Source organism: Dactylosporangium sp. CA-052675 (assembly GCF_050947935.1).
Classification (GTDB): Bacteria; Actinomycetota; Actinomycetes; order Mycobacteriales; family Micromonosporaceae; genus Dactylosporangium.
In genome coordinates this window covers 6,180,028-6,200,584 of record NZ_CP192010.1, presented here as the reverse complement: position 1 = coordinate 6,200,584, position 20,557 = coordinate 6,180,028, and the positions used below count along the sequence as shown (strand labels likewise).

Genomic DNA, 20,557 nt, shown 5'->3' with positions numbered 1-20,557 from the left:
GCCGCGCCGTCGCGCGGCGCTCCGGCCGTCTCAGGGCGCCAGCTGCTGCTCCAGTCGCTCCAGGCCGCCCCTGATCAAACGCCCGTAGTCGTCGTCGCCGAGCGCGCCGATCGTGTCCCGCGCCTGCCGCAGGTGCGAGCGGGCCTGGTCGAGATCCCCCAGCCGGCGGTAGCAGTCGGCCAGGTTGAGATGCAGCGACGGATACAGCCCGGCCACGGACAGGGCCACGCCCGCCCGGGCCGCCCGGTCGTCGGTGAGCCGGTCGGCCGCCGCCAGGGCCCGCCGATCCCAGAGCAGCTCCTCGCGGACGTCGTCCTGCACGTCCGCCATCGAGTGCGCGAGCACGCTGACGTGCAGCGCGTCGCCCTGCTCGCCGCCGATCTCGGCCCAGATCCGCGCGAACATCCGGCGGGCGGCGTCGCGCTGCCCCTGGCCGTGGTGCAGCGCCACGGCCTCGCCGATGCGCACCAGCACCGGGTCGGTGATCATGAGCCCCCTCCGTGTGCGAGCCGGGGTATCGCGCCGGCCTCGTTGAGGGCCAGCACCAGGTCGTACGGGGCCTCGTGGGCCAGGACCTCGCACATCGGGGTGTAGCCGCCCCGGTTCACGGCGTTGACGTCGAGGCCCTCGGCGAGCAGGCGCGGGAGCAGCTCGGCGTGCTCGAACTGGTGAATCCGGTGCAGCAGGGTCCGGCCGTGCTCGTCGCGCAGGTGCGGGTCCAGGCCGGCGTCGAGCAGCGCCAGCACCACCCGGCTGCCGCCGTGCTCCATGCGCCGCCACAGGTCGCGCCGGTACTCCCGCAGCCGCCGCGGCAACCCCGCCCCACCGCCGAACCAGGCGGACTCGACCCGGAAGCAGCCGCTCATCTCGCCGCCGAAGGCCCGCAGCGCCTGCTCCCGCCGCCGCTCGTCGCCGGTGTGATCGAGCAGGTCCAGCCGCCCGCCCCGCACGCCGATCCGGTGCCAGTCCGCCCCGCAGCGGACCCGGACGTGCTCCTCCTCCGCGAACCCGTCGGGCACCACGGACGCGAGCGGGACGAGGTCGTCGACCGGCGGGCGCAACAGCGGCGCATACAGGCAGAGCCCCGTCGGGCCCGCACCTTGCCGGCCCCAGGCGACCCGGGGGCCGCCGCCGGCCAGCTCGAGCCGCAGGTGCCACTGCGGGGTCGCGGCGTCGCGGCCGCCCAGGTCGCGCCACAGCGGCCAGGACCGGTGCCCGAACTGCTCGGCGACGCGCCGCAGCTCCCGCGCCGCGAGCCCCGGGTCGACGCGCGGCAGCAGGCCCAGCCCGGCCCGCGACCAGGACGACTCCTCCACCCCGTCCAGCGCCCAGCCGGCCGCGGCCCACGCCTGCGGCGTCCAGGCGCCGTCGTCCGCCGCGGCCGAGACGGCCCGCAGCTCGTCGGCCCGGCGGGCGTCCCACAGATACGGCGGCAGGGGCACGACCCGCCCCTCGCCCAGCGCCCCGGCCCGCACCGCGTCCAGGGTGAGCCGCTGCGAGCCCGTCGTCCACGGCGAGGTCCGCAGCTCGAGCACCATCGTGTCGGGGGTGACCGGCCCGTCGGGCGCGAGGACGTACCGCCCGCCGCCGGCCAGCGCCCCCGACCCGGCCTGCGACCGCGGCAGGTGCCGGCGCACCAGATCGGGCGCGAACCCGGCGAGCAGGTCGGCGACCGGCCCGGCGTCGGCGAACCCGACCGTGACCCGCCCCGCCGCGCAGCCGGCCCGCCAGTCGCCGCGCTCCCGCGCCGCCGTGCACTCGTCGATCATCCACCTGGGCACCGTGTACTGCCGGACGCGGCGCGAGTCGTCCACAGCCACCCCCCATGCGGCTCGATGCGGCGAAGCCGACCGGATTCGAACCGGCGTCCTCCTGATGTGCTGTCACAGCGCGACGACCTCTGCGCTACGGCTCCGCCGGGCCGGATTTTACGGCAGACCGATTCCTTTCGCGGCCCCGCCGGTCAGTACCGGCATGGACAGCATCGCCGCGCCCGAAGCGCTCGAAATCTCCTCGCTCAACGCCTTCTACCGCCGCAGCAACGCCCTCGCCAAGGCCGACCCGCCGTTGACCGTCGAGCAGCGCCGGGTCGTCGACTCGCACTGGGGCGACGTGACGGCCGAGCCCGGCGGCGTCGACTACCGCGAGTGCGAGCTCGGCGGCGTGCCCGTGCTCTGGGCGGTGCCGAAGGACAGCGCCGAGCGGGTGCTGCTGTGCCTGCACGGCGGCGGATACGTCGGCGGCTCCGTGTACACGCACCGCAAGCTCTACGCCCACCTGGCCAAGGCGGCCGGCGTCCGGGCCGTGCTGGCGTCCTACTCGCACACGCCGGAGCGGCAGTACCCCACCCAGCTCGACGAGGTCACCGCCGTCTACCGGGCGCTGCTGGAGCGGACCCGGCCGGAGCACCTCGCGGTCACCGGGGACTCGGCCGGGGGCGGGCTGACGGTCTCGCTCATGCTGCGGGCCCGGGCCGAAGGGCTGCCGCTCGCCGCCGCGCTCGTGCCGATCTCCCCGTGGACGGACCTGACCCAGAGCGGCGCCTCCGTCGTCACGAACCGGGCCACGGACCTGCTCTTCGGCGACCCGTACCCGATGTCGATCGACGGGCTCGTGGCGATGCTGCTGCCCGAGGGGGTCGATCCCGCCGACCCGCTCGTCAGCCCGCTCTTCGCGGACCTGACCGGGCTGCCGCCGATGTACGTGCAGGCCGGGGGCGGCGAGATGCTGCTCGACGACGCCGTACGACTGCAGCGGGCGGCCCACCGGCACGGGGTCGAGGCCGTGCTCGACGTGACGCCCGGCGAGCAGCACACGTTCCAGATGGGGGCCGGGCACGCCGCGGCGGCGGATGCGGCGATCGCTCGCGCGGCCGCGTGGCTGCGGGAGAAGCTGGCACCGTGACGGACGACCGGCAGCAGTTCGCGGCGCGGGCCGAGCCGCTGCGCCGCGAACTGCTCGCACACTGTTATCGGATCGTCGGCTCGCCGGACGAGGCCGAGGATCTCGTGCAGGAGACGATGCTGCGAGCCTGGCGGGCGTACCCGCGCTTCGAGGAGCGGGCGTCGATGCGCGTGTGGCTGTACCGCATCGCCACCAACGTGTGCCTGAGCGCCCTGGAGCACCGTGGCCGCCGCCCGCTGCCGTCCGGCCTCGGGGCGCCCGCGGACGACCCGCACGCGCCGCCCGGCGGGGCCGACCTCGAGGTGCCGTGGCTGCGCCCGATCGCCGACGCGCTCGTCACGCCCGAGTCGGCGGACCCGGCCGAGGTCGCCGCGAACCGGGACAGCCTGCGGCTCGCGCTCATCGCCGGGCTGCAGTACCTGCCGCCGCGGCAGCGGGCCGTGCTCATCCTGCGCGAGGTGCTCGGGTTCCCGGCGGCCGAGGTCGCAGAGATGCTCGGCTCGTCCGTCGCCGGGGTGAAGAGCCTGCTGCAGCGGGCCCGGGCCCGGCTCGACGAGGTCGCGCCCGCACCGGACGACGACCTCGCCGAGCCGGGCGACCCGGCGGCGCGGGCGCTGCTGGAGCAGTACATCGCCGCCTTCGAACGCAGCGACGTGACGATCCTGGAGCGGGCGCTGCGCACGGACGCGTCGCTGGAGCTCGTGCCGTCGCGGACCTGGTTCGCGGGCAAGGCGACCTGCGTGCCCTACCTGCGGCTGGTCATGGGCGCGCCCGGGGAGTGGCGCATGGCGCCGGTTTGGATGAACGGGCAGCCGGGGGCGCATGTGTGGTACCGCGGCGAGCCGTTCGGGGCCGCGGTGCTGACCGTCACCGGGACCGGCATCCGCCGGATCACCGTGTTCGGCTTCCCGGATCTGATCCGGTGACCGCGTGCCGCTCCAGCAGGGCCCGCATGCGCAGCGGCATCTCCTCGTTGAGCGAGATGACGGTGCTCGTGTGCACGATGTCGGGCACGGCGAACAGCGCGTCCACGATCCGGTGCAGGTCCTGGGTGTCGCGCGCCACGATCTTCAGCAGCAGGTCGGCGTCGCCGGTGGTGGCGTGGGCCTCGATGGCCTCGGGCAGGTCGAGCAGGGCGTCGATGGCGCGGCGGCCCTGGGGCTGGCTGAGCGAGACGGACACGAACGCGGTCAGGCCGCGGCCGAGCGCCGCCGGGTCGACGCGCCGGCTGAAGTCGCGCAGGGCGCCGCCCGCCCGCATCCGCTGCAGGCGCGCGTGCAGCGTATTGCGGGCGATGCCGTGGTGCTCAACCTCGTGATCGCCCTGCACCACCGCCCGGGCCGCTACACGGGCGCCTGAACCCGGTCCCCGGGCAGCCTGTCGCGGCGATTCGTTCGCGCGCCGCGACGGCCGCGGCGAGCAGCGTTTCGTCCGCGCGCATCTCGGTGTCGTCGGCGCCGATGTTGCGTTGAGCCGTGTCCCGGAGCTTGCTCGTGTCGGCGTGACCGCCGACAGCTGTGCGATTGCTGCGACGTGGTGAATCCTGCTGACGGTCGCGTAACGTCCAGGGCCGACAGCATCAGCAAGCAGCCGGCGTGGTTCGCCACGACCCGCCGCTAACCATGGTTGCAGGGAGTGGACCCATCGACGCCTCCGACACGATCACCCTGTGGCGGCCCACCGGTGCTGCTGGTCGACATCACCAGCAGCGGATGGGGCGACGCCGTCCGGCAAGCCGATGATGTCGGCGAGTTCGTCGACCGCATCGAGGCGGGCACCTTCGCGTTCGACTTCGTGAGTACCCGTTCGGTCAGCGGACGTGCCGAGACGCTGCCCCTTCCGGGCCAGACCCGAGCTGGATGAACACGGCACCGGACCGTCTCCGGTGTGGTTCAGTGCGACGCGGCGATTCGCCCATGCAAGGCTGGGGCGGTGGGGGAGCGGGATGCCCGTGTGGCCGCGCGGGATGTTTCGCCATACCTTCGCAGCCGATATATTGGCCGGCGTGGAAACCCCACTGCGTGAACCCACGTTCCTGATCCTCACCGCCCTCGCCGGCGAGCCGATGCACGGTTACGGCCTGATCGCCGAGGTGGCCCAGTTGTCCGAGGGCCGGATCTCGCTGCGGCCCGGCACGCTGTACGGCGCGCTGGACCGGCTGGTCGACGCGGGCCTGGTCGGCGTCGACCGCGAGGAGATCGTCGACGGCCGGCTGCGCCGTTACTACCGGCTCACCGAGCCGGGCGGCGAGCTGCTGGCCGCCGAGACCGAACGCATGCGCCGCAACGTCAAGGCGGCGACCACCCGGCTGCGCGCCGCCAAGGCCGCGCCCCGCCCGAGCCGAGGATTCGCATGAGCCTGACCGATCTCGAGCGGCGCTATGCGCGCTGGATGGCGCTGTTCTATCCGGCCGACTATCGGCGCACGCGTGGCTCGGAGCTGATGGACACCTACCTGTCCCTGGCCGCGCCCGACCGCAGGAGACCCTCGCCGGCCGACGTTGCGGACCTCGCGGCCGGTGGGCTGCGCCAGCGCCTGCGGGCCGCACCCGGCCTCGGGGCCGGGTTCCGGCTCGCCGGCCTGCTCGCACTGGCGATCACCACCGCGCTCGCGAGCTGGTGGGCGATGCTCCTGGCGCTGGCACCCGCGGTGCCCCGGTATGTGCCCACCGGCCCTGTCCTGCTCCTGGGCGTGGCGGCGTGGGTGGTCTGGTTGCTGGCCGCCGTCGTGCACGCCGTCGCTCCCGGCCGGTGGTTCCGCCGCGTGGCGGTCCTCGCCCTGCTGGTCACCGCGGGGGTCGTGCCGGTCGCGATGCTGACCGGACTGGTCCGCCCACCGCTGAGCGTCCTGGTGCCGCAGTTCTTCCTCGGGATCGTCGCGCTCGGTGCCGCCGGCCGGCACCGCTGGTGGGTTCGGCTGACGCCGCTCGCCGCCGGGGCGGTGGCCGTGCCGGTCGCCGTGGCCGCCGGGCCGCGCTACGACGGTTACTACATCACCGCCGCATTCACCTTCCCGGCCGCCGGGGTGGCGCTGCTGGTCGTCGTGACGCTGCTCGCGCTCGGCCTGGCCGCCCGGCACGACCACCGCGGTGTCTGGGCGCTGCTGATCCTGCTCACGCCGATCGGCATGCTCGCACTGAACCCGCTCGGTGCGATGCTGCACAACTCCGGCCCAGGCCGGCCCATCGTCCCGGTCTGGTCGGCCATGGCCGCCGCCGCGCTGCTCGTCGCCGTGGTGGGGCCGGCGCTGCTGACCCTGGCCGTCGCCGCAGCGGGTCGGCGCTCGGCCGGTGGCCGGTCGCGGCCCGCCGCGGAGGCTTATTGCCCGACCTGCGGCGCCCCCTCGAACTCCGCGTAGTCCACGACGTCCGAGCCGGGCGGTGCGCGGTGGGAGGCCGTCAGGCCGTGAGTTCCGCGCGGTGCGCGGCCAGGAAGTCGGTCAGGCTGAGCCGGTCCGGGTTGAACGCGCGCGCCGTCTCGAGGTCGCGGCGGCCCAGGTAGGACTCGGGGAACTCGGTGTAGTACTGGAACATGTTGCCCAGCTCGTCCGCCCCCGGGAAGCCGAAGCTGCGGAACTGGTCATGGGTGGGCGGGCGGTAGGCCACCGGCTCGCCGAGGACCGCGCTCAGCGCCGCGGCCATCTGCTCGCCGGTCAGGTGCTCGCCGACCACCGGTACCGTGGCGCCGATCGTCTCCGACGGCTGCCGCAGCACCCGCCGGGCCACGCGGCCGATGTCGTCCGAGGCGACGCCCGCGATCGGGGTGTTGCCGAGCGGCAGGTGCAGGGCCAGCGTGCCGTCGGGGTCGCGCTGCGGTGGCGTGAGCAGGTTGTCCCAGTAGAAGGACATCAGCAGATACGTGGTGGGAAGGCCGGACTCGGCGAACCGGGCGTCGGCGGCTGCGCCCTTCACGTCGAAGTGCGGGACCCGATAGCCGTCGCCGAGGTACGGGATCCGGTTGTCGTCGGCCGGGATCGCCTCCCGCGTGTCCTCGAGCGTCGACCACAGGACGTGCCGCAGGTCGGTGGCCTGGGCGGCGCTGATGAGGTTCTCCACCTCGGCGAGTTCCCGGGCGGGGGAGCGGTGCTCCCAGAACGGCGTGACCATGAACGCGCCGTAGGCTCCGTCGAATGCCCGGCGCAGGCTGCTCTCGTCGGTGAGGGTCGCCTCGACCACCTCGGCGCCGAGGCCGGCCAGCGTCCGGGCCTTGGCCGACGCGGCGCCGCGGGTCACGGCCCGGACGGCGAATTCGCCGTCGGCCAGCAGCGCCCGCGCGACCGCGCCGCCCTGGGTGCCGGTCGCGCCGAGCACGGTGATCACCTTGTCGTGGGACATGTCGGATGCTCCTGTCGTGTGATGCAGGTGGTGGGGTTCAGGCGGTGGGGGCGACGATGACGGTCTTGCCGGGCAGCGCGTTCGTGGCGGCCTGGGTGTGCACGGCCGCCAGCTCGGCCAGCGGGACCCGCTGGGCGACGTCGATGCGCAGCTCGCCGGCGTCGACCAGCGCGACCAGCCGCGAGAGCTGGACGGCGTCGCTGCGGACGAACAGGTCGATGCCGCGCACGCCGCGCTGCTCGTCGGTGGGCGCGGGCATCCACACCGTGGTGTTGACCAGCACGCCGCCCGCGCGGATCAGGTTGAGCAGCGCGGCCAGCCGCGCCGGCTCGACCGGGGCCAGGTTGAGTGCCACGTCGACCGCGGGTGTCACGGCCGGCGCGGGGGTCGTGGTGTAGTCGATGACCTCGTCGGCGCCGGCCGCCGTGACCCGGTCGACGCTGCCCGGGCCGGCGATGGCGATGACGTAGGCGCCGGCGTTCTTGGCCAGTTGCACGGCGTAGCCCCCGACGGCCCCGCCCGCGCCGTTGATCAGCACGCGCTGGCCCGCGGTCAGCTTCGCGTGGTCGAACAGCGCCTGCCACGCGGTCAGGCCCACGGCCGGCAGCGCCGCGGCGTCGGTGAGCGCAACGCTCGTCGGCGCCGGCGCGAGGATCCCGGCCGGGGCCACGACGTACTCGGCGGCCGCGCCGTCGGCCGTCATCGGCAGGAACCCGACGACCCGGTCACCGACCTGGACGGTGTCGACGCCCTCGCCCAGCGCGGCGACCGTGCCCGACACGTCGATGCCCGGCGTGTGCGGCAGCGTCACCGGGATCGGCCCCTGCATGAAACCGCCGCGGATGTTGCCGTCGACCCCGTTGAACGAGGTCGCGGCGACCCGGATCAGCACCTGTCCGGCGCCGGGCTCGGGGCGCTCGGCGTCCTCGTACCGCAGGACGCCCGGGTCGCCGTATTCGTGGAACCGCACTGCCTTCATCGCAAGCCTCGCTTTTTCCGGACTCCTGTGCTTCGTATTCGAAGCACTCTCCGACCATAACACGCTTCGTATTCGAAGCAACTGGTTGCGGATGTGAGCCGGCCGACAGCCGTCACGGGTCGTCGACGGCCGCCAAGGTGAGGATCATCCGTTGCCGCTCAGTCGGTGCGGCTGCGGCCGGCCCGCGGCTTGGCGGACCGGGGCGGGGTCGCGCGCATGTGCTCGCGGACGCGGCCCAGCACGGAGCTGAGCGCGGGCAGGTCGTCGCCGGTCATCGGCTCGAACAGCAGTTGGTGGACCCGCTCGACATGCCCCGGCAGCACGCGGGCGATCAGGTCCCGGCCGGCGTCGGTGACGGTCGCGATGACGCTGCGCTCGTCGTCCGGCGACGGCGCCCGGGTGATCAGGCCGCGCTTGTCCAGCAGCCCGGCCTGGTAGGTGAGGCCGCTGCGGCTGTACACGACACCGTCGGCCAGGTCCGTCATCCGCAGCTTGCCCTCGGGCGCGTCCACCAGGCGGGCCAGGATCTGGAACTGCACGTAGCTGAGATCACCGTCGGCGCGCAGGTGCTCGTCCACCGCGTACTGCAGCAGGCTGCTGACCTCCATGAGCGCGAAGTACGCACCGAGCTGCTCCGAGTTCAGGCCGGGTGCCGGCGTCGGGTCACTCACCCCGTGATCCTACTTGCCGGCCACCCCGCGCATCCGCAGCGCTCAGGCGACCACGGCCACCCCCGACTGGGATTCGCCGAACCCCGTCCCGCCGTGGCCAGGCGCAGCAGGGCCGAGATGCGAGAGTTCAGCCGCTTCGCCGACGGGTCCGTCAGGTCGATGTCGTGGCGGGCGAGCGGCACGCCCGGGTCGGCGCCGCGCACGAGCATGCCGGCGTCGGCACGCAAGCCCGCTCACCGCGCCAGGCGGGGCGGCCGCCAGCGCCAGGCGTCGTTGGCGTCGGGGGCGATGCTCCTGCTCCACAGCCGGGCGGGGGTCAGCCGGATCATCGCCGTGAGCGGGCGGTGGAAGCGGCGCGTGGTGTTGACCCGGCCGTCGACCGCCGCGCTGCGGGCGATCGCCTGGCTGCGGGGCCGGCGCTCGGTGTCGTAACGGCGCAGGGCGGACTCGACGGTCGGCTCCTCGGCGAGCGCCGCGGCGAGCACGACGGCGTCCTCGAGGCTCTGCCCGGCGCCCTGGCCGCGGTCGGGGCTCATCGCGTGCGCGGCGTCGCCGAGCAGGGCCACGCGGCCGTTGACGAAGGACGGCAGGGGGGCCAGCTCGCGGATGTCGATGTGGATGACGGCGTCCGGTGGCGTCGCCGCGATGAGCGCCGGGATCGGGTCGTGCCACGCCCGCACCCGCCGGGCCGCCTCGGCGTGCTCGTCCTCGAAGCGGATGCCCGGCTCGTCGCAGGTGGTCACGTACGCCCAGTAGGCGCGCCCGCGCGAGAGCGGGTGGATCAGGAAGTACCCACCCGGGCCGAGGGTCACGCTGCCCGGCTGATCGGCCACGGGCGCCACGCCCAGCCACGCGGTGCGCCCGAGGAACCGGGGTGCGGGCGCGTCCGGCCACAACAGGCGCCTGGTCGCGCTGCCGATGCCGTCCGCCGCGACGACCAGGTCGGCCCGCAGTTCCCCGCCGGTGAACGTCACCGTCCCGTCCGCCCGCACGCCGGTGACCTCGGCGCCGGTGCGCACCCAGCCCGGCGGCACCGCGTCGAGCAGCACCCGGTGCAGGTCGGCCCGGTGGAACGCGAGCAGCGCGGGCGTGTCACCGGCCCGCGCGCGTTGCAGGAAGCGGCCGTCGGCGGTGCGCAGGTTGCCGGTCGCCCGGGACGGCACCGCGGCCTCGCGGGCCCGTTCGCCGACGCCGAGCTCGTCCAGGGCGGCCAGCGCGTTCGGCGCCTGGGACATGCCGGCCCCGATCTCGCCGAGCTCGCCCGCGCGCTCCAGCACCGTGGCGGACCAGCCGATGCGGTGCAGTGCGACGGCGGCGGCGAGCCCGCCGATGCCGGCTCCGATGACCACCGCGTGTCCGGTACTCATGGCTTCTCCTCGAGGGGTGGGGCGTTGCCGAACACGTGGGCCATCCAGTCGAAGGTGGCGTGGGCCTGCCGGATCCGGCCCGCGCGCTCGCCGTCGGGGCCGACGAGGTCCAGGCCCTGGCGCGTGATGTCGAGGAAGGCCGCGATCCCGGCGACCTGGCGGCGCACGACGGTCTGCCAGGCGTCGTCGGCCATGCGGTAGAACATGGTCCGGTCGCCGGGCCGGGTGCGCCGGCTGAGGAAGCCCATGCCGGTGAGCAGCCGCAGGTTCATGGTGAGCGAGGCGCGGCTGGCCCCGATGGCCTCGCTGATCTGCGCGGCCGACTGCTCCGGCGGGTCGCAGATCATGAGCCACCCGAGCACCCGGCCGGCGATCGGCGACACCCCGTCGCGTGCGAGGTGCATCGCGATCTGATCCACCCAGGCGAGCGCCCGGTCGTCGTCGTTCACGAATTTCAGTATAAGCTGAAACACATAGCATCTCCGGCGTCATGCCGCGGGGCGCGACGGCCCGGAGGAGCTGCGGGCGCGCACCGCCGGCGCCCGCTTCCGGCGTGGGCGGGTGAGCGGCACGGCGGCGACGCGATCCGCAGCGCGCCGCGCCGCCGGTCCGGCGCGTGCCCCGGACCCGGCGTCGAGGAGTCGTTGCCGGTGCCCGCCACGCCGTACGATGGGCTCGTTCCGGCCGCAACCGGCGACCTCCCGCGTAGTTCCCACGGAGCCTGGGCCCATCATGACGTCGATTGCCGAGCGGCTGCTGGAACTGCTCCAGGCCGGCCGCTACGCCGAGATCCGCGACCTCTTCGCCCCGAACCTGCGCCCGATGGTGACCGAGGACTCCCTGCGCGCCGCCTGGGAGGCCGAGCTCGACCGCCACGGCCCGCTGACCGGCGCCGGCGAGCCGCTCACCGAGCCGGCCCTGGTCAAGCTGCCCGTCCTGTTCGCCCACGGTGCGGCGACGGTACTGCTCTCAGTCACCGAATCCGGCTGGCTGACCGGCCTGCAGATCGCCGCGGCCGAGGCCGCCCAGCCGACGCGGCCCTGGCAGCCGCCCGCCTACGCCGACCCGGACGCGCTCGCCGAGCACGACGTGACCGTCGGCTCCGGTCCGCTGGCCGTGCCCGGCGCACTGACGCTGCCGACCGGCCCCGGCCCGCACCCCGCGGTCGTCATGCTCGCCGGCTCCGGCCCCAACGACCGCGACGAGACCATCGGGCGCAACAAGCCCTTCAAGGACCTGGCGTGGGGCCTGGCCACGCGGGGCGTCGCGACCCTGCGCTTCGACAAGGTCACCCACGCCCACGGCGCGAGCGTCAGGGCGCTCGCGGACTTCACCGTCGACGACGAGTACAAGCCGCATGCCCTGGCCGCCGTCGGGCTGCTCCGGCAGCATCCCGCGATCGACGCCGGCCGCGTCTTCGTGCTCGGCCACAGCCTCGGCGGCACGGTCGCCCCGCGGATCGCCGCGGCGGAGCCGGCCGTGGCCGGGCTCGTGCTGCTCGCCGGCGGGGCGCAGCCGCTGCACTGGTCCGCGGTCCGCCAGTTCCGCCACCTGGCGTCGCTGAACCCGGCGACGAGCGCGTCGTACGAGCAGATCATCGAGTCCGTGACCCGCCAGGCGCAGGCGGTGGACGGCCCGGACCTGTCGGCGGAGACGCCCACCGAGGACCTGCCGTTCGGCGTCCCCGCGGCGTACTGGCTCGACCTGCGCGCCTACGACCCGGCCGCGGCCGCGGCCGGTGTCGACCGGCCGATCCTGATCCTGCAGGGCGCCCGCGACTACCAGGTCACCGTGGCCGACGACCTCGCCCGCTGGCAGGCCGCCCTGGCCGGGCGGGCCGACGTCACCGTGCACGTCTACGACGCCGACAACCACTTCTTCTTCCCGGGCGAGGGCCCGTCGGCCCCGGCCGAGTACGAGCCGGTCCAGCACCTCGACCCCGCCGTCGTGGCCGACATCGCCGCCTGGGTGCTCGGCGGGCCGGGCGCCTGATCAGGCGCGCTTCGGCAGGAGGCCGACCAGCGGCAGGGTGATCAGGAACAGCGCGGCGGCGAGGCCGATCACGAGCTCCGCGCCGTGGGCGGCCGCCGCGAAGAACACGGTGCCGAGGGCCGCGACGCCGAGCGCGCCGGAGAACTGCTGGACCGCGTTGAGCAGGCCGGAGCCGGTGCCGACCTCCTGCGCGGTGGCGTCGCCGAGGACGAAGTCGAACAGCGGGACGAAGACCAGGCCGGTGCCGAAGCCGATGACGAGCAGCGCCGGCGCGAAGGACCACGACGTCGGGGCGGCGCCGGGGTGGGCGACGATCCACCAGAGCGCGAGCAGGCCGGCCACGGCGGTGCCGAGGCCGAGGTGCAGGGTGGTGCGGCCGAGGCGGCGGACCAGGACGGCGCCGGCGAGCGCGACGGCGGTGGCGCTGCCGAGGGCCCACGGGATCAGGGTGAGGCCGGTGTGCAGCGGGGTCCAGTGCAGGCCGAGCTGCAGCAGCAGGTTGAACGCGAGCTGGAAGCCGCTCAGGGCCGCGAAGAAGCCGGCCACGATGAGCAGGCCCACGACGAAGCCGCGCTTGCCGAACAGCGACGGGGTGATCACCGGGTGCGCGCTGCGCCGTTCGGAGACGACGAACAGGGCCAGCGCCACGGCCGAGCCGGCCAGCATGGCGTAGGTCCAGGCCGGCCAGCCGAGCTCGCGGCCCTGCACGAGCGGGACGATGAGCAGCGCGGACGCCGCCGTGAGCAGGGCCACGCCGGGGAGATCGAGGCGGGCGGCGGGGTCCTCTCCGGCGTGGTACGGCAGCAGGAACCAGGCCATCAGCAACGCCGCGGCGCCGAGCGGGACGTTGATCAGGAAGATCGAGCGCCACTGGCCGCCGAAGAGGTCCAGGTGCAGCAGCCAGCCCGCCAGGATCGGGCCGGCCACCGTGGCCAGGCCCATCACCGGGCCGAACGGGATCAGCGCCTGGCGCAGCCGGTCCGGCGGGAAGACGACCTTCACCAGCGCGAATCCCTGCGGGATCATGACCGATCCGCAGAGGCCCTGCACGACGCGGGCGGCGACGAGGAACCCGACGCCGGGGGCCAGGCCGCACGCGAGCGAGGCGAGGGTGAACCCGGCCAGGCCGAGCAGGAACAGGCGGCGGCGCCCGACGAGGTCGCCCAGGCGCCCGGAGGTGATGAGGCCGATCGCGAAGGCGGTGGTGTACGCGCTGAGCACCCACTGCAGCGTCGTGTCGCTCCCGCCCAGGTCGGCGCGGATCGACGGGCCGGCGAGGTTGGCGATGGTCGAGTCCACGACGTCCATCACGTCGGCGATGAAGACCACGGCGAGCACGAGCCAGGCGTGCCGCAACGAACTTAGTTCGACTGTCACGAACTAAGTTCTACAGTATCGAACTAAGTTCGTGTCAAGGTAATGTGAGCCGCATGTCCCAGGAACCGAAGGAGCGCCGGGCCGCGCGGCACGGCACGCCCGCCCCGTCGGCCCCGCGCAAGGCGCCCATCACGGTGGACCGGATCGTCGACGCGGCGCTGCACGTCGTCGCGCACGACGGCTACGACGCGCTGACCGTGCGGAGCATCTCGGCGGTGCTCGGGACCGGGCCCGCCTCGCTGTACGCCCACGTCGTGAACAAGGCCGACATCGACGAGCTGATCATCGGCCGGCTCTGCTCCGAGATCGTCCTGCCCGAGCCCGACCCGGCGACCTGGCGCGAGCAGATCGCCGACGTGTGCGCCCAGATCCGCGACCAGTACCTGCGCTACCCCGGCATCTCGCGCGCCGCGCTCGCGATGGTCCCCACCAACCTCGAGACGCTCCGGGTCAACGAGGGCATGCTGGCCATCCTGCTCGCCGGCGGCGTCGCGCCCCGCACGGCGGCCTGGGCCATCGACGCCCTGTCCCTCTACGTGAGCGCCTACGCCCTCGAGAAGTCCATGGTCGCCCAGCGCCGCCGGCGCAGTGGCGACGAGTGGGTCCTGGGCCGCGACGAGCTCGCGCGCCGGCTCACCGAGCTGCCCGCCGACGCCTTCCCGCGGATCCGGCGCCACGCGGAGGAGCTGACCGCGGGCACCGGCCACGAGCGCTTCGACTTCGCGCTCGCCCTGATGCTGGACAACCTCCCCGGCTGAGGATCGCGCACGCCCCGCCGGCAACCGGGCCGGCGGCGTTGGCTCAAGCGGGCGCCGGGGTCGCCGATTGGCCGATGTGTCACCTGATGCACGATCCGAGTACGCCGCGGCCGGTCGGCCCGAGCGGCGCTGGTACCGCACGATCGTCTTCGAGCTCACGGCGCGCACCGTCGCCGCGGTGGTGGTGCCGGTCGGCATCGCGCTGGTGTGGCTCGCGTTCGACCCCGGCGCGGCGGCCCGGCTGCACACCGCGGGGTTCCGGCACCTGGCGTGGGTCCTCGGGCTGGTGCTGGTGCTGCTGTTCGCCGAGGCGGTGTACGCGGCCCGCCGGCTGGCCCGGCGGATGCGGCGCGCCATGGCGGCGCTGGACGCCCTGGCCCACGGCCGCCTCGACCTGGAGCTGCCGGTGATGCGCGCCGACGAGATGGGCTGGATCGCCGGCACCGTCAACCAGGCGACCGAGGGGATGCGGCACCTGCTGACGGGCATCGCGCAGCAGGCCCACAACCTGCGCGACGCCGCCGACGAGCTGGCCGCCAACGCCTCGACCGTCACCCGGCACACCGCCGAGACGGCCCAGCAGGCGGTCCTGCTGTCGGGGTCCATCGACGACGTCACGACCAACATGCGCGACCTGCTCGCCGGCGCCGACGCGGTGCGCGCCAGCATCGACGCCATCGCCACCCGGGCGACCAACGCCGGCCGCGTGGCCCAGGAGGGTGTGACGACGGCCGCCGAGACCCAGGCGAGCGTGACCCGGCTCGGCACCTCCAGCGCGGAGATCAGCGGCGTCGTGGCGTTCATCAACGGCGTCGCGGCCCAGACGAACCTGCTGGCCCTGAACGCCACGATCGAGGCGGCCCGGGCCGGGGCGGCCGGCAAGGGCTTCGCGGTCGTCGCCGACGAGGTCAAGGGCCTGGCCCAGCAGACCGCCGAGGCCACAGGGAACATCGACGCGCAGGTGGCGGCGATCCGGTCCGACGCGGAGGCGGCGGCCGTGGCGCTGGGGTCGATCACCCGGGTCATCGACCAGATCACGGCGCACCAGACGGACATCACCGCCGCGGTCGACGACCAGCGCCACTCCACGGCCGAGATGACCCGCCGGGTCGACAGCACCGGCGAGACGACGGCCGCGCTCACCGCCACCATCAACGATCTGGCCCGGGCGGCGAGCCGCTCCACGGACGGCACCCGCCAGGTCGCCGACTCGGTCGCCGCGCTGGCCGCTATCGCGGCCCGGCTCAGCGAGCTCACCGCCGCCTACGAGGCCGTGCCGGTCACCCGGATCGGCCGCGCCAGCTTCGCCCCGCCCCCGTCCGCGCCGGAGGCGAAGCGCCCGGCGGCCGTCCCCGCCCCCGCGGCCGGCCCGGGCGCGAGCCCGGCGGTCGAACTGTTCTGAGCGACGAGCGCGCGGGCAACCATGTTTGCCGATAAACGCACGAGCATGATCACTCAGCGTGCGAAGCTGATCACGGAGCCGCCCGATCACCGGTGATGCGGCCCGAATCACGCGTTGTCGGCGTCCTGTCGGACGCCGTGGGGGATCGAGGACGGACCATGCCGTTGACCACCAGCGCGCCGAACGGTCGCGCTACCGACGTCACCCGCCGCCCGAACGTCATGAAGGGTGGCGAGAGCACTCGAGGCGGGCAGCGCCCCGCCGACAACGAGGCCAGCCGCCGTCAGGCGCGTTCCGTGGCCAAGCAACAACAGGCGGCCGAGCGCATTGCCTCGGCCACCGCCGAGATCTCGGCCCAGAACGCCGAGGCGTCCGAGGCCTCGCGCCAGCTGAGCGACGCCATGCAGCAGATCTCCGCGGGAGCCGAGGAGGCCTCGGGCGCGACCCAGGAGAGCCTGGCCGTCATGACGCAGGTCGAGGAGCGCGTCGGCCAGCAGCAGACCGTCACCCGGCGCGTCGCCGACCTCAGCCAGGCGCTGCAGAACCTGCTGGTCGAGACCCGGATGGGGATCAACGGCCTGCTCAGCAACGTGGACCGTGCCTCGTCGCGGCAGACGGCCTCGGTGGTGACCATCACCGAGTTGGAAAAGCAGGCCGACGAGATCGGCGAGATCGTCAAGACCGTCGCCCACATCGCCGATCAGACCAACCTGCTGGCCCTCAACGCGGCGATCGAGGCCGCCCGGGCGCGCCAGCACGGCAAGGGCTTCGCGGTCGTCGCCGACGAGGTCCGCACCCTCGCCGAGACCAGCGAGCGCAGCGCGCGGCAGATCCGCGACCTCATCGACGAGGTCCGCACGAGCGTCACCAGCATCGCCTCGGGCGTGCAGCAGTCCGCCGAGACGGCCCGGGCCGAGGTGGAGAAGGGCAACGAGATCACGCGGCAGCTCGAGGCCATCCGCGACGGCATGGTCTCGATCATGACCGGGGCGACGGAGATGGCCGCCGCGGCCGTGCAGGCCCAGCGCGCCACGCTCGACGCCAAGACCCGCTCGGAGGAGATCGCCGCCGCGGCCGAGCAGCAGTCGGCGGCCTGCGAGGAGTCGCTGCAGACGGTGGGCCAGCAGAGCCAGGCGCTCCAGCAGAGCGAGCAGGCGGCCGAGTTGCTCGCCGAGGTCGCCGAGGGGCTGCGAACCAGCACCGACATCAGCAAGAGCGCCGAGGAGGTCGCCTCCGCCGCCGAGGAGCTCTCCGCCGCGGTCGAGGAGATCAACCGCGCCGCCGGGCAGATCAGCACCGCGATCAACGAGATCAACACGGGTGCCCGGACCGCCGCCGAGAAGGGGGCGCTGACCGCCGAGGCGATCACCCAGATCGAGCTGGGCGCCCAGCTGTCGGCGACGCGGGGGGCCGCCGCGGTGGAGCGGGCCGAGACCATGCTCACCCAGCTGACCGACAACAAGGTGTCGGTCGACTCGATGATCGAGGCGATCGAGCAGGCGGCCCGCAGCGGGATGGAGAACGTGCGCAAGGTCGGCGAGCTCGAGCAGATCTCCCGGCGCATCGACAAGATCGTCGACGCGATCGCGAACGTCTCGATCCAGACCAACATGCTCGCGGTGAACGGCTCGGTCGAGTCGGCGCGGGCCGGGGAGTTCGGCAAGGGCTTCGCGGTCGTGTCCACCGACATCCGCAACCTGGCCCGCGACTCGGCCGAGAACGCCGACCGGATCAAGGATCTCGTGAAGGCGGTGCAGGACCGCATCGTGGAGGTACGAGCCGATCTGGACGAAACCAGCCGGCAGGCGCTGGCCGAGGTGGAGGCGGCCCGGGCCACCACCGCCCGGCTCGTGGAGATCGAGCGGGACATGCACGAGGTGCGGGCCGGCAACGCCGAGGTGCGCGACTCGGCCGAGCAGATCTCCACGGCGCTCGGCGAGGTCAAGACCGGGCTCGACCAGATCGCCTCGGCCGCCAACCAGGCCGAGCAGCTGGCGACGCAGGCCTCCACCGCCGCCCGGGAACAGGCCCAGGGCGCCGAAGAGCTCGCGGCCGCGGTGGAGGAGATCGCCGCGCTCGCCGACGAGCTGCAGAACGCCTGAGCCGGTGCGCCGTGGACGATACGACGCTCATGCGTGAACAGGACCCGGCCGACGGGGCCGTGGACGGCGACAGTGCGGACTATGTCACCTTCGACATGTCCGGGGAGCGCTACGCGTTCCCGATGAGCCGGGTGCAGGAGATCATCCGGATGCCCGGCGTGGTCAAGGTGCCGCTCGGCCCGCCCAGCCTGGAGGGGCTGGCCAACCTGCGCGGCCGGGTGCTGCCGGTGGTCAGCCTGCGGCGCTGCTGCGAGCTGGAACAGACCGAGCACGACGAGACGACCCGCGTGGTCGTCGTCGACAGCGGCGTGCCGCTGGGCTTCGTCGTGGACCGCGTGGCCAGCGTGATCAGCGTCGACCCGGACGCGGTCGAGCCGGCCGAGTCGGTGCAGGCGACGGTCAGCTCCGAGGTGCTCGTCGGCGTCATCAAGGGCGACGACGGCACGATGACCTCGATCCTCGACGTGGACGAGCTCATCCGGGCCCAGTTCTCCCGGATCGTCGGCGCGGGCGGCGGAGCCGACGCGATGACCGCCGCGGCACCGGCGCCCGGCGAGACCGGCGCCGAGGACGACGACGCCGGCGACACCCTCGAGCTCGTCAGCTTCGCCGTCGAGGGGCAGGAGTACGCGCTGCCGATCGACCAGGTGCAGGAGATCGTGCAGGCGCCCGAGGCGGTCAGCCACGTGCCCAACGCGGCCTCGCGCGTGCTGGGCGTCATGGACCTGCGCGGGCGGCTGCTGCCGGTGGTCAGCATGCGCCGGGTCTTCGGCCTGCCCGCCGCCGACCTGCAGCCGCAGAACCGCATCGTCGTGGTGTCGCTGGACGGCGGCGTCGTCGGCGTCGTGATGGACACCGTGCGGCAGGTGCTGCGCGTGCCCTACGAGCTTGTCGCGCCGCTGCCGCCGGTCGTCGCCGCGCGCGGCCGGGCCACCGAGGTCGAGTCGGTCTGCCGGCTGGAGGGCGGCAAGCGGCTGGTGTCGGTGCTGAGCGTCGAGCGGATGTTCGACTCGCCGGAGATCCGCCGGGAGCTGCAGGAGCAGCTCGACGGCGAGCCGGCGCCGGAGGAGACCGAGGAGCGGGAGATGGCCGACGACGGGCGCGGCGACGAGGAGCTGTTCGTCGTCTTCCGGCTCGACGAGGAGGAGTACGCCGTCGACGTCGACGCGGTGCAGGAGATCATCCGGGTGCCGGAGGCGCTCATCCGCGTACCGAAGACCTTCAGCTTCGTCGAAGGCCTCGTGAACCTGCGCGGCACGGTGCTGCCGGTGGTGGACCTGCGCACCCGGCTCGGCGTGCCGAAGGCGCCCCGCGACGAGCGGCAGCGCATCATCGTGCTGATCCTCGGCGGCGTGCGCACGGGCTTCATCGTCGACTCGGTCGCGGAGGTGGCCCGCGTCAGCCGGGCCGCCCTGGAGCCCGCGCCCGAGCTCTCCGACGAGCAGGCCAAGGTCGTCTCGCGGGTGGCGAACCTGCACCAGCAGCAGCGGATGCTGCTGCTCGTCCAGGTCGAGCAGCTGCTCGGCGCGCAGGACCGGGCGGCGCTCGGCGATGTCGTCGCCGAGCGGGACCTGGCCGCCGTCTGAGGCCCGCACCGTGCCCGCCCGGACCGTGCTGGTCGTCGACGACTCGGCACTGATGCGCAAGATGCTCAAGGAGATGCTCCTCGACGCCGGCGGCTTCGAGGTGCACACCGCGCGCAACGGGGTCGACGCGCTCGAACAGATCGAGCGCGTCGAGCCCGACGTGGTGACGCTCGACATCAACATGCCGGAGATGGACGGGCTGACCTGCCTGTCCGAGATCATGCGGCAGCGGCCCTGCCCGGTGGTCATGGTGTCGTCGCTGACCGAGCACAACGCGCTGGTCACGCTCGAGGCGCTGGAGCTCGGCGCGGTGGACTACGTGCCCAAGCCGGGCGGCACCGTCTCGCTCAACCTCCGCGACGTGCAGCAGGAGCTGGTCGGCAAGATCACGGCGGCGGCGTGCGCGCGGCCCAGCCGGGCGCACAACCTCGGCCGGCGGCTGCGGGCCCAGCGGGAGCGCACCGCCGCCGCGCCACGTGCACCGCGGGCGCGCTCGGCGGGGGCCGACCTCATCGTCATCGGCTCGTCGACGGGCGGCCCGGCGCTGCTGTCGGCGCTGCTGCCGCAGCTGCCCGGGAGCCTCCCGGCCGCCGTCGTCGTCGCCCAGCACATCCCGGCCAGCTTCACCGCGCCGCTGGCCCGCCGCCTCGACGAGGTCTGCCAGCTGCGCGTGCACGAGGTCGACCGGATCATCCCGGTCCGGCCCGGCAACATCTACATCGGCCGCGGCAACGCCGACGTGCTGGTGGCCCGGCGCACCGACGGCCTCGTGGTGAAGTCGGTGCCCGAGAGCTCCGACTACCGCTGGCATCCCAGCGTCGACCGGCTGGTCGCCTCCGCCCGGCGCAGCTGCGACCCGGCCCGCCTGATCTGCGCCCTGCTCACCGGCATGGGCGACGACGGCGCGGCCGAGATGGCCGCCGTCAAGCAGGCCGGCGGCCGCACCATCGCCGAGGCCGAGGCCACGGCCGTCGTCTGGGGCATGCCGGGCGAGCTGGTGCGCCGCGGCGGGGCCACCGAGACCCTGCCGGCGCACGCCATCGTCGAGCGCATCGTCGACTGGGCCGGCTGAACACCCGGAGAGGA

The 20,557-nt window shown here is 74.1% G+C and carries 19 protein-coding genes, 1 tRNA gene and 1 pseudogene; 11 read left to right on the top strand and 10 right to left on the bottom strand.

The annotated features are described in order from the left end of the window. Positions 1 to 30: 30 nt before the first annotated feature. The 3 genes from ACQP1P_RS27725 to ACQP1P_RS27715 form a co-directional block, all read right to left on the bottom strand. Complete coding sequence (locus tag ACQP1P_RS27725) at positions 31 to 489, bottom strand: hypothetical protein (RefSeq protein WP_433074623.1); 459 nt, start codon at positions 487 to 489, stop codon at positions 31 to 33. Then, positions 486 to 1,814 carry an ankyrin repeat domain-containing protein gene (locus ACQP1P_RS27720; RefSeq protein ID WP_433074620.1) on the bottom strand — a complete coding sequence of 443 codons (1,329 nt, stop codon included), beginning with the start codon at positions 1,812 to 1,814 and terminating at the stop codon, positions 486 to 488. The genes ACQP1P_RS27725 and ACQP1P_RS27720 overlap by 4 nt, the downstream gene beginning before the upstream one ends. Positions 1,815 to 1,841: 27 nt before the next feature. Further along, positions 1,842 to 1,915 (bottom strand) — tRNA-Cys (locus tag ACQP1P_RS27715). A gap of 59 nt (positions 1,916 to 1,974) precedes the next feature. Here ACQP1P_RS27715 and ACQP1P_RS27710 point away from each other — a divergent pair. Further along, on the top strand, positions 1,975 to 2,904 hold the full coding sequence (locus tag ACQP1P_RS27710) for an alpha/beta hydrolase fold domain-containing protein (protein ID WP_433074617.1): 930 nt from the start codon (positions 1,975 to 1,977) through the stop codon (positions 2,902 to 2,904). Then, entirely contained in the window at positions 2,901 to 3,830 is a 930-nt protein-coding gene (locus ACQP1P_RS27705; RefSeq protein WP_433074614.1) for an RNA polymerase subunit sigma-70, read from the top strand. The genes ACQP1P_RS27710 and ACQP1P_RS27705 overlap by 4 nt, the downstream gene beginning before the upstream one ends. Here the strand turns inward: ACQP1P_RS27705 and ACQP1P_RS27700 are convergent. Further along, positions 3,796 to 4,236, bottom strand: a complete 441-nt coding sequence (locus ACQP1P_RS27700; RefSeq protein ID WP_433074611.1) for an Lrp/AsnC family transcriptional regulator — start codon at positions 4,234 to 4,236, stop codon at positions 3,796 to 3,798. The genes ACQP1P_RS27705 and ACQP1P_RS27700 overlap by 35 nt on opposite strands. Positions 4,237 to 4,587: 351 nt before the next feature. Between ACQP1P_RS27700 and ACQP1P_RS27695 the strand changes: the two genes are divergently transcribed. From ACQP1P_RS27695 to ACQP1P_RS27685, 3 genes are all read left to right on the top strand, one after another. Continuing rightward, positions 4,588 to 4,767 (top strand): hypothetical protein, encoded by a 180-nt coding sequence (locus ACQP1P_RS27695; protein WP_433074608.1) that lies wholly within the window; start codon positions 4,588 to 4,590, stop codon positions 4,765 to 4,767. A 142-nt stretch (positions 4,768 to 4,909) separates the two neighbouring features. Then, positions 4,910 to 5,260 (top strand): PadR family transcriptional regulator, encoded by a 351-nt coding sequence (locus ACQP1P_RS27690; RefSeq protein ID WP_433074605.1) that lies wholly within the window; start codon positions 4,910 to 4,912, stop codon positions 5,258 to 5,260. Continuing rightward, entirely contained in the window at positions 5,257 to 6,261 is a 1,005-nt protein-coding gene (locus ACQP1P_RS27685) for a hypothetical protein (RefSeq protein WP_433074602.1), read from the top strand. Before ACQP1P_RS27690 ends, ACQP1P_RS27685 begins: the two co-directional genes overlap by 4 nt. A 40-nt stretch (positions 6,262 to 6,301) precedes the next feature. Here the strand turns inward: ACQP1P_RS27685 and ACQP1P_RS27680 are convergent, their stop codons facing one another. The 5 genes from ACQP1P_RS27680 to ACQP1P_RS27660 all read right to left on the bottom strand — a co-directional run bounded on the left by ACQP1P_RS27680 (position 6,302) and on the right by ACQP1P_RS27660 (position 10,703). Then, positions 6,302 to 7,237, bottom strand: coding sequence for an NmrA/HSCARG family protein (locus tag ACQP1P_RS27680; protein ID WP_433074600.1), 936 nt, complete (start codon positions 7,235 to 7,237; stop codon positions 6,302 to 6,304). A gap of 37 nt (positions 7,238 to 7,274) precedes the next feature. Further along, on the bottom strand, positions 7,275 to 8,216 hold the full coding sequence (locus ACQP1P_RS27675; protein ID WP_433074597.1) for an NADP-dependent oxidoreductase: 942 nt from the start codon (positions 8,214 to 8,216) through the stop codon (positions 7,275 to 7,277). Between the two features lie 158 nt (positions 8,217 to 8,374). Further along, positions 8,375 to 8,887: a MarR family winged helix-turn-helix transcriptional regulator gene (locus ACQP1P_RS27670; RefSeq protein ID WP_433074594.1), complete on the bottom strand. Its 513-nt coding sequence runs from the start codon at positions 8,885 to 8,887 to the stop codon at positions 8,375 to 8,377. A gap of 233 nt (positions 8,888 to 9,120) precedes the next feature. Next, positions 9,121 to 10,254, bottom strand: a complete 1,134-nt coding sequence (locus ACQP1P_RS27665; protein ID WP_433074591.1) for an FAD-dependent monooxygenase — start codon at positions 10,252 to 10,254, stop codon at positions 9,121 to 9,123. After that, entirely contained in the window at positions 10,251 to 10,703 is a 453-nt protein-coding gene (locus tag ACQP1P_RS27660; protein WP_433074588.1) for a GbsR/MarR family transcriptional regulator, read from the bottom strand. The genes ACQP1P_RS27665 and ACQP1P_RS27660 overlap by 4 nt, the downstream gene beginning before the upstream one ends. Before the next feature lie 283 nt (positions 10,704 to 10,986). Between ACQP1P_RS27660 and ACQP1P_RS27655 the strand changes: the two genes are divergently transcribed. After that, on the top strand, positions 10,987 to 12,246 hold the full coding sequence (locus ACQP1P_RS27655) for a serine aminopeptidase domain-containing protein (protein ID WP_433074585.1): 1,260 nt from the start codon (positions 10,987 to 10,989) through the stop codon (positions 12,244 to 12,246). Here the strand turns inward: ACQP1P_RS27655 and ACQP1P_RS27650 are convergent, their stop codons facing one another. Then, complete coding sequence (locus ACQP1P_RS27650; protein ID WP_433074582.1) at positions 12,247 to 13,623, bottom strand: DHA2 family efflux MFS transporter permease subunit; 1,377 nt, start codon at positions 13,621 to 13,623, stop codon at positions 12,247 to 12,249. A gap of 53 nt (positions 13,624 to 13,676) precedes the next feature. Here ACQP1P_RS27650 and ACQP1P_RS27645 point away from each other — a divergent pair, with 53 nt between their 5' ends. The 5 genes and pseudogenes from ACQP1P_RS27645 (at position 13,677) to cheB (ending at position 20,543) form a co-directional block, all read left to right on the top strand. Next, entirely contained in the window at positions 13,677 to 14,381 is a 705-nt protein-coding gene (locus ACQP1P_RS27645; protein ID WP_433074579.1) for a TetR/AcrR family transcriptional regulator, read from the top strand. Between the two features lie 379 nt (positions 14,382 to 14,760). Then, a pseudogene (locus tag ACQP1P_RS27640) lies at positions 14,761 to 15,783 on the top strand (methyl-accepting chemotaxis protein); the annotation flags it as partial. Positions 15,784 to 15,941: 158 nt separating this feature from the next. Continuing rightward, positions 15,942 to 17,885: a methyl-accepting chemotaxis protein gene (locus tag ACQP1P_RS27635; RefSeq protein WP_433074577.1), complete on the top strand. Its 1,944-nt coding sequence runs from the start codon at positions 15,942 to 15,944 to the stop codon at positions 17,883 to 17,885. 29 nt (positions 17,886 to 17,914) lie between these two features. Next, positions 17,915 to 19,471 carry a chemotaxis protein CheW gene (locus ACQP1P_RS27630; RefSeq protein ID WP_433074574.1) on the top strand — a complete coding sequence of 519 codons (1,557 nt, stop codon included), beginning with the start codon at positions 17,915 to 17,917 and terminating at the stop codon, positions 19,469 to 19,471. Positions 19,472 to 19,481: 10 nt separating this feature from the next. Continuing rightward, a complete protein-coding gene (gene cheB / locus ACQP1P_RS27625; protein WP_433074571.1) occupies positions 19,482 to 20,543 on the top strand; it encodes a chemotaxis-specific protein-glutamate methyltransferase CheB in 1,062 nt (353 codons plus the stop codon). The last annotated feature ends 14 nt before the right edge of the window (positions 20,544 to 20,557 follow it).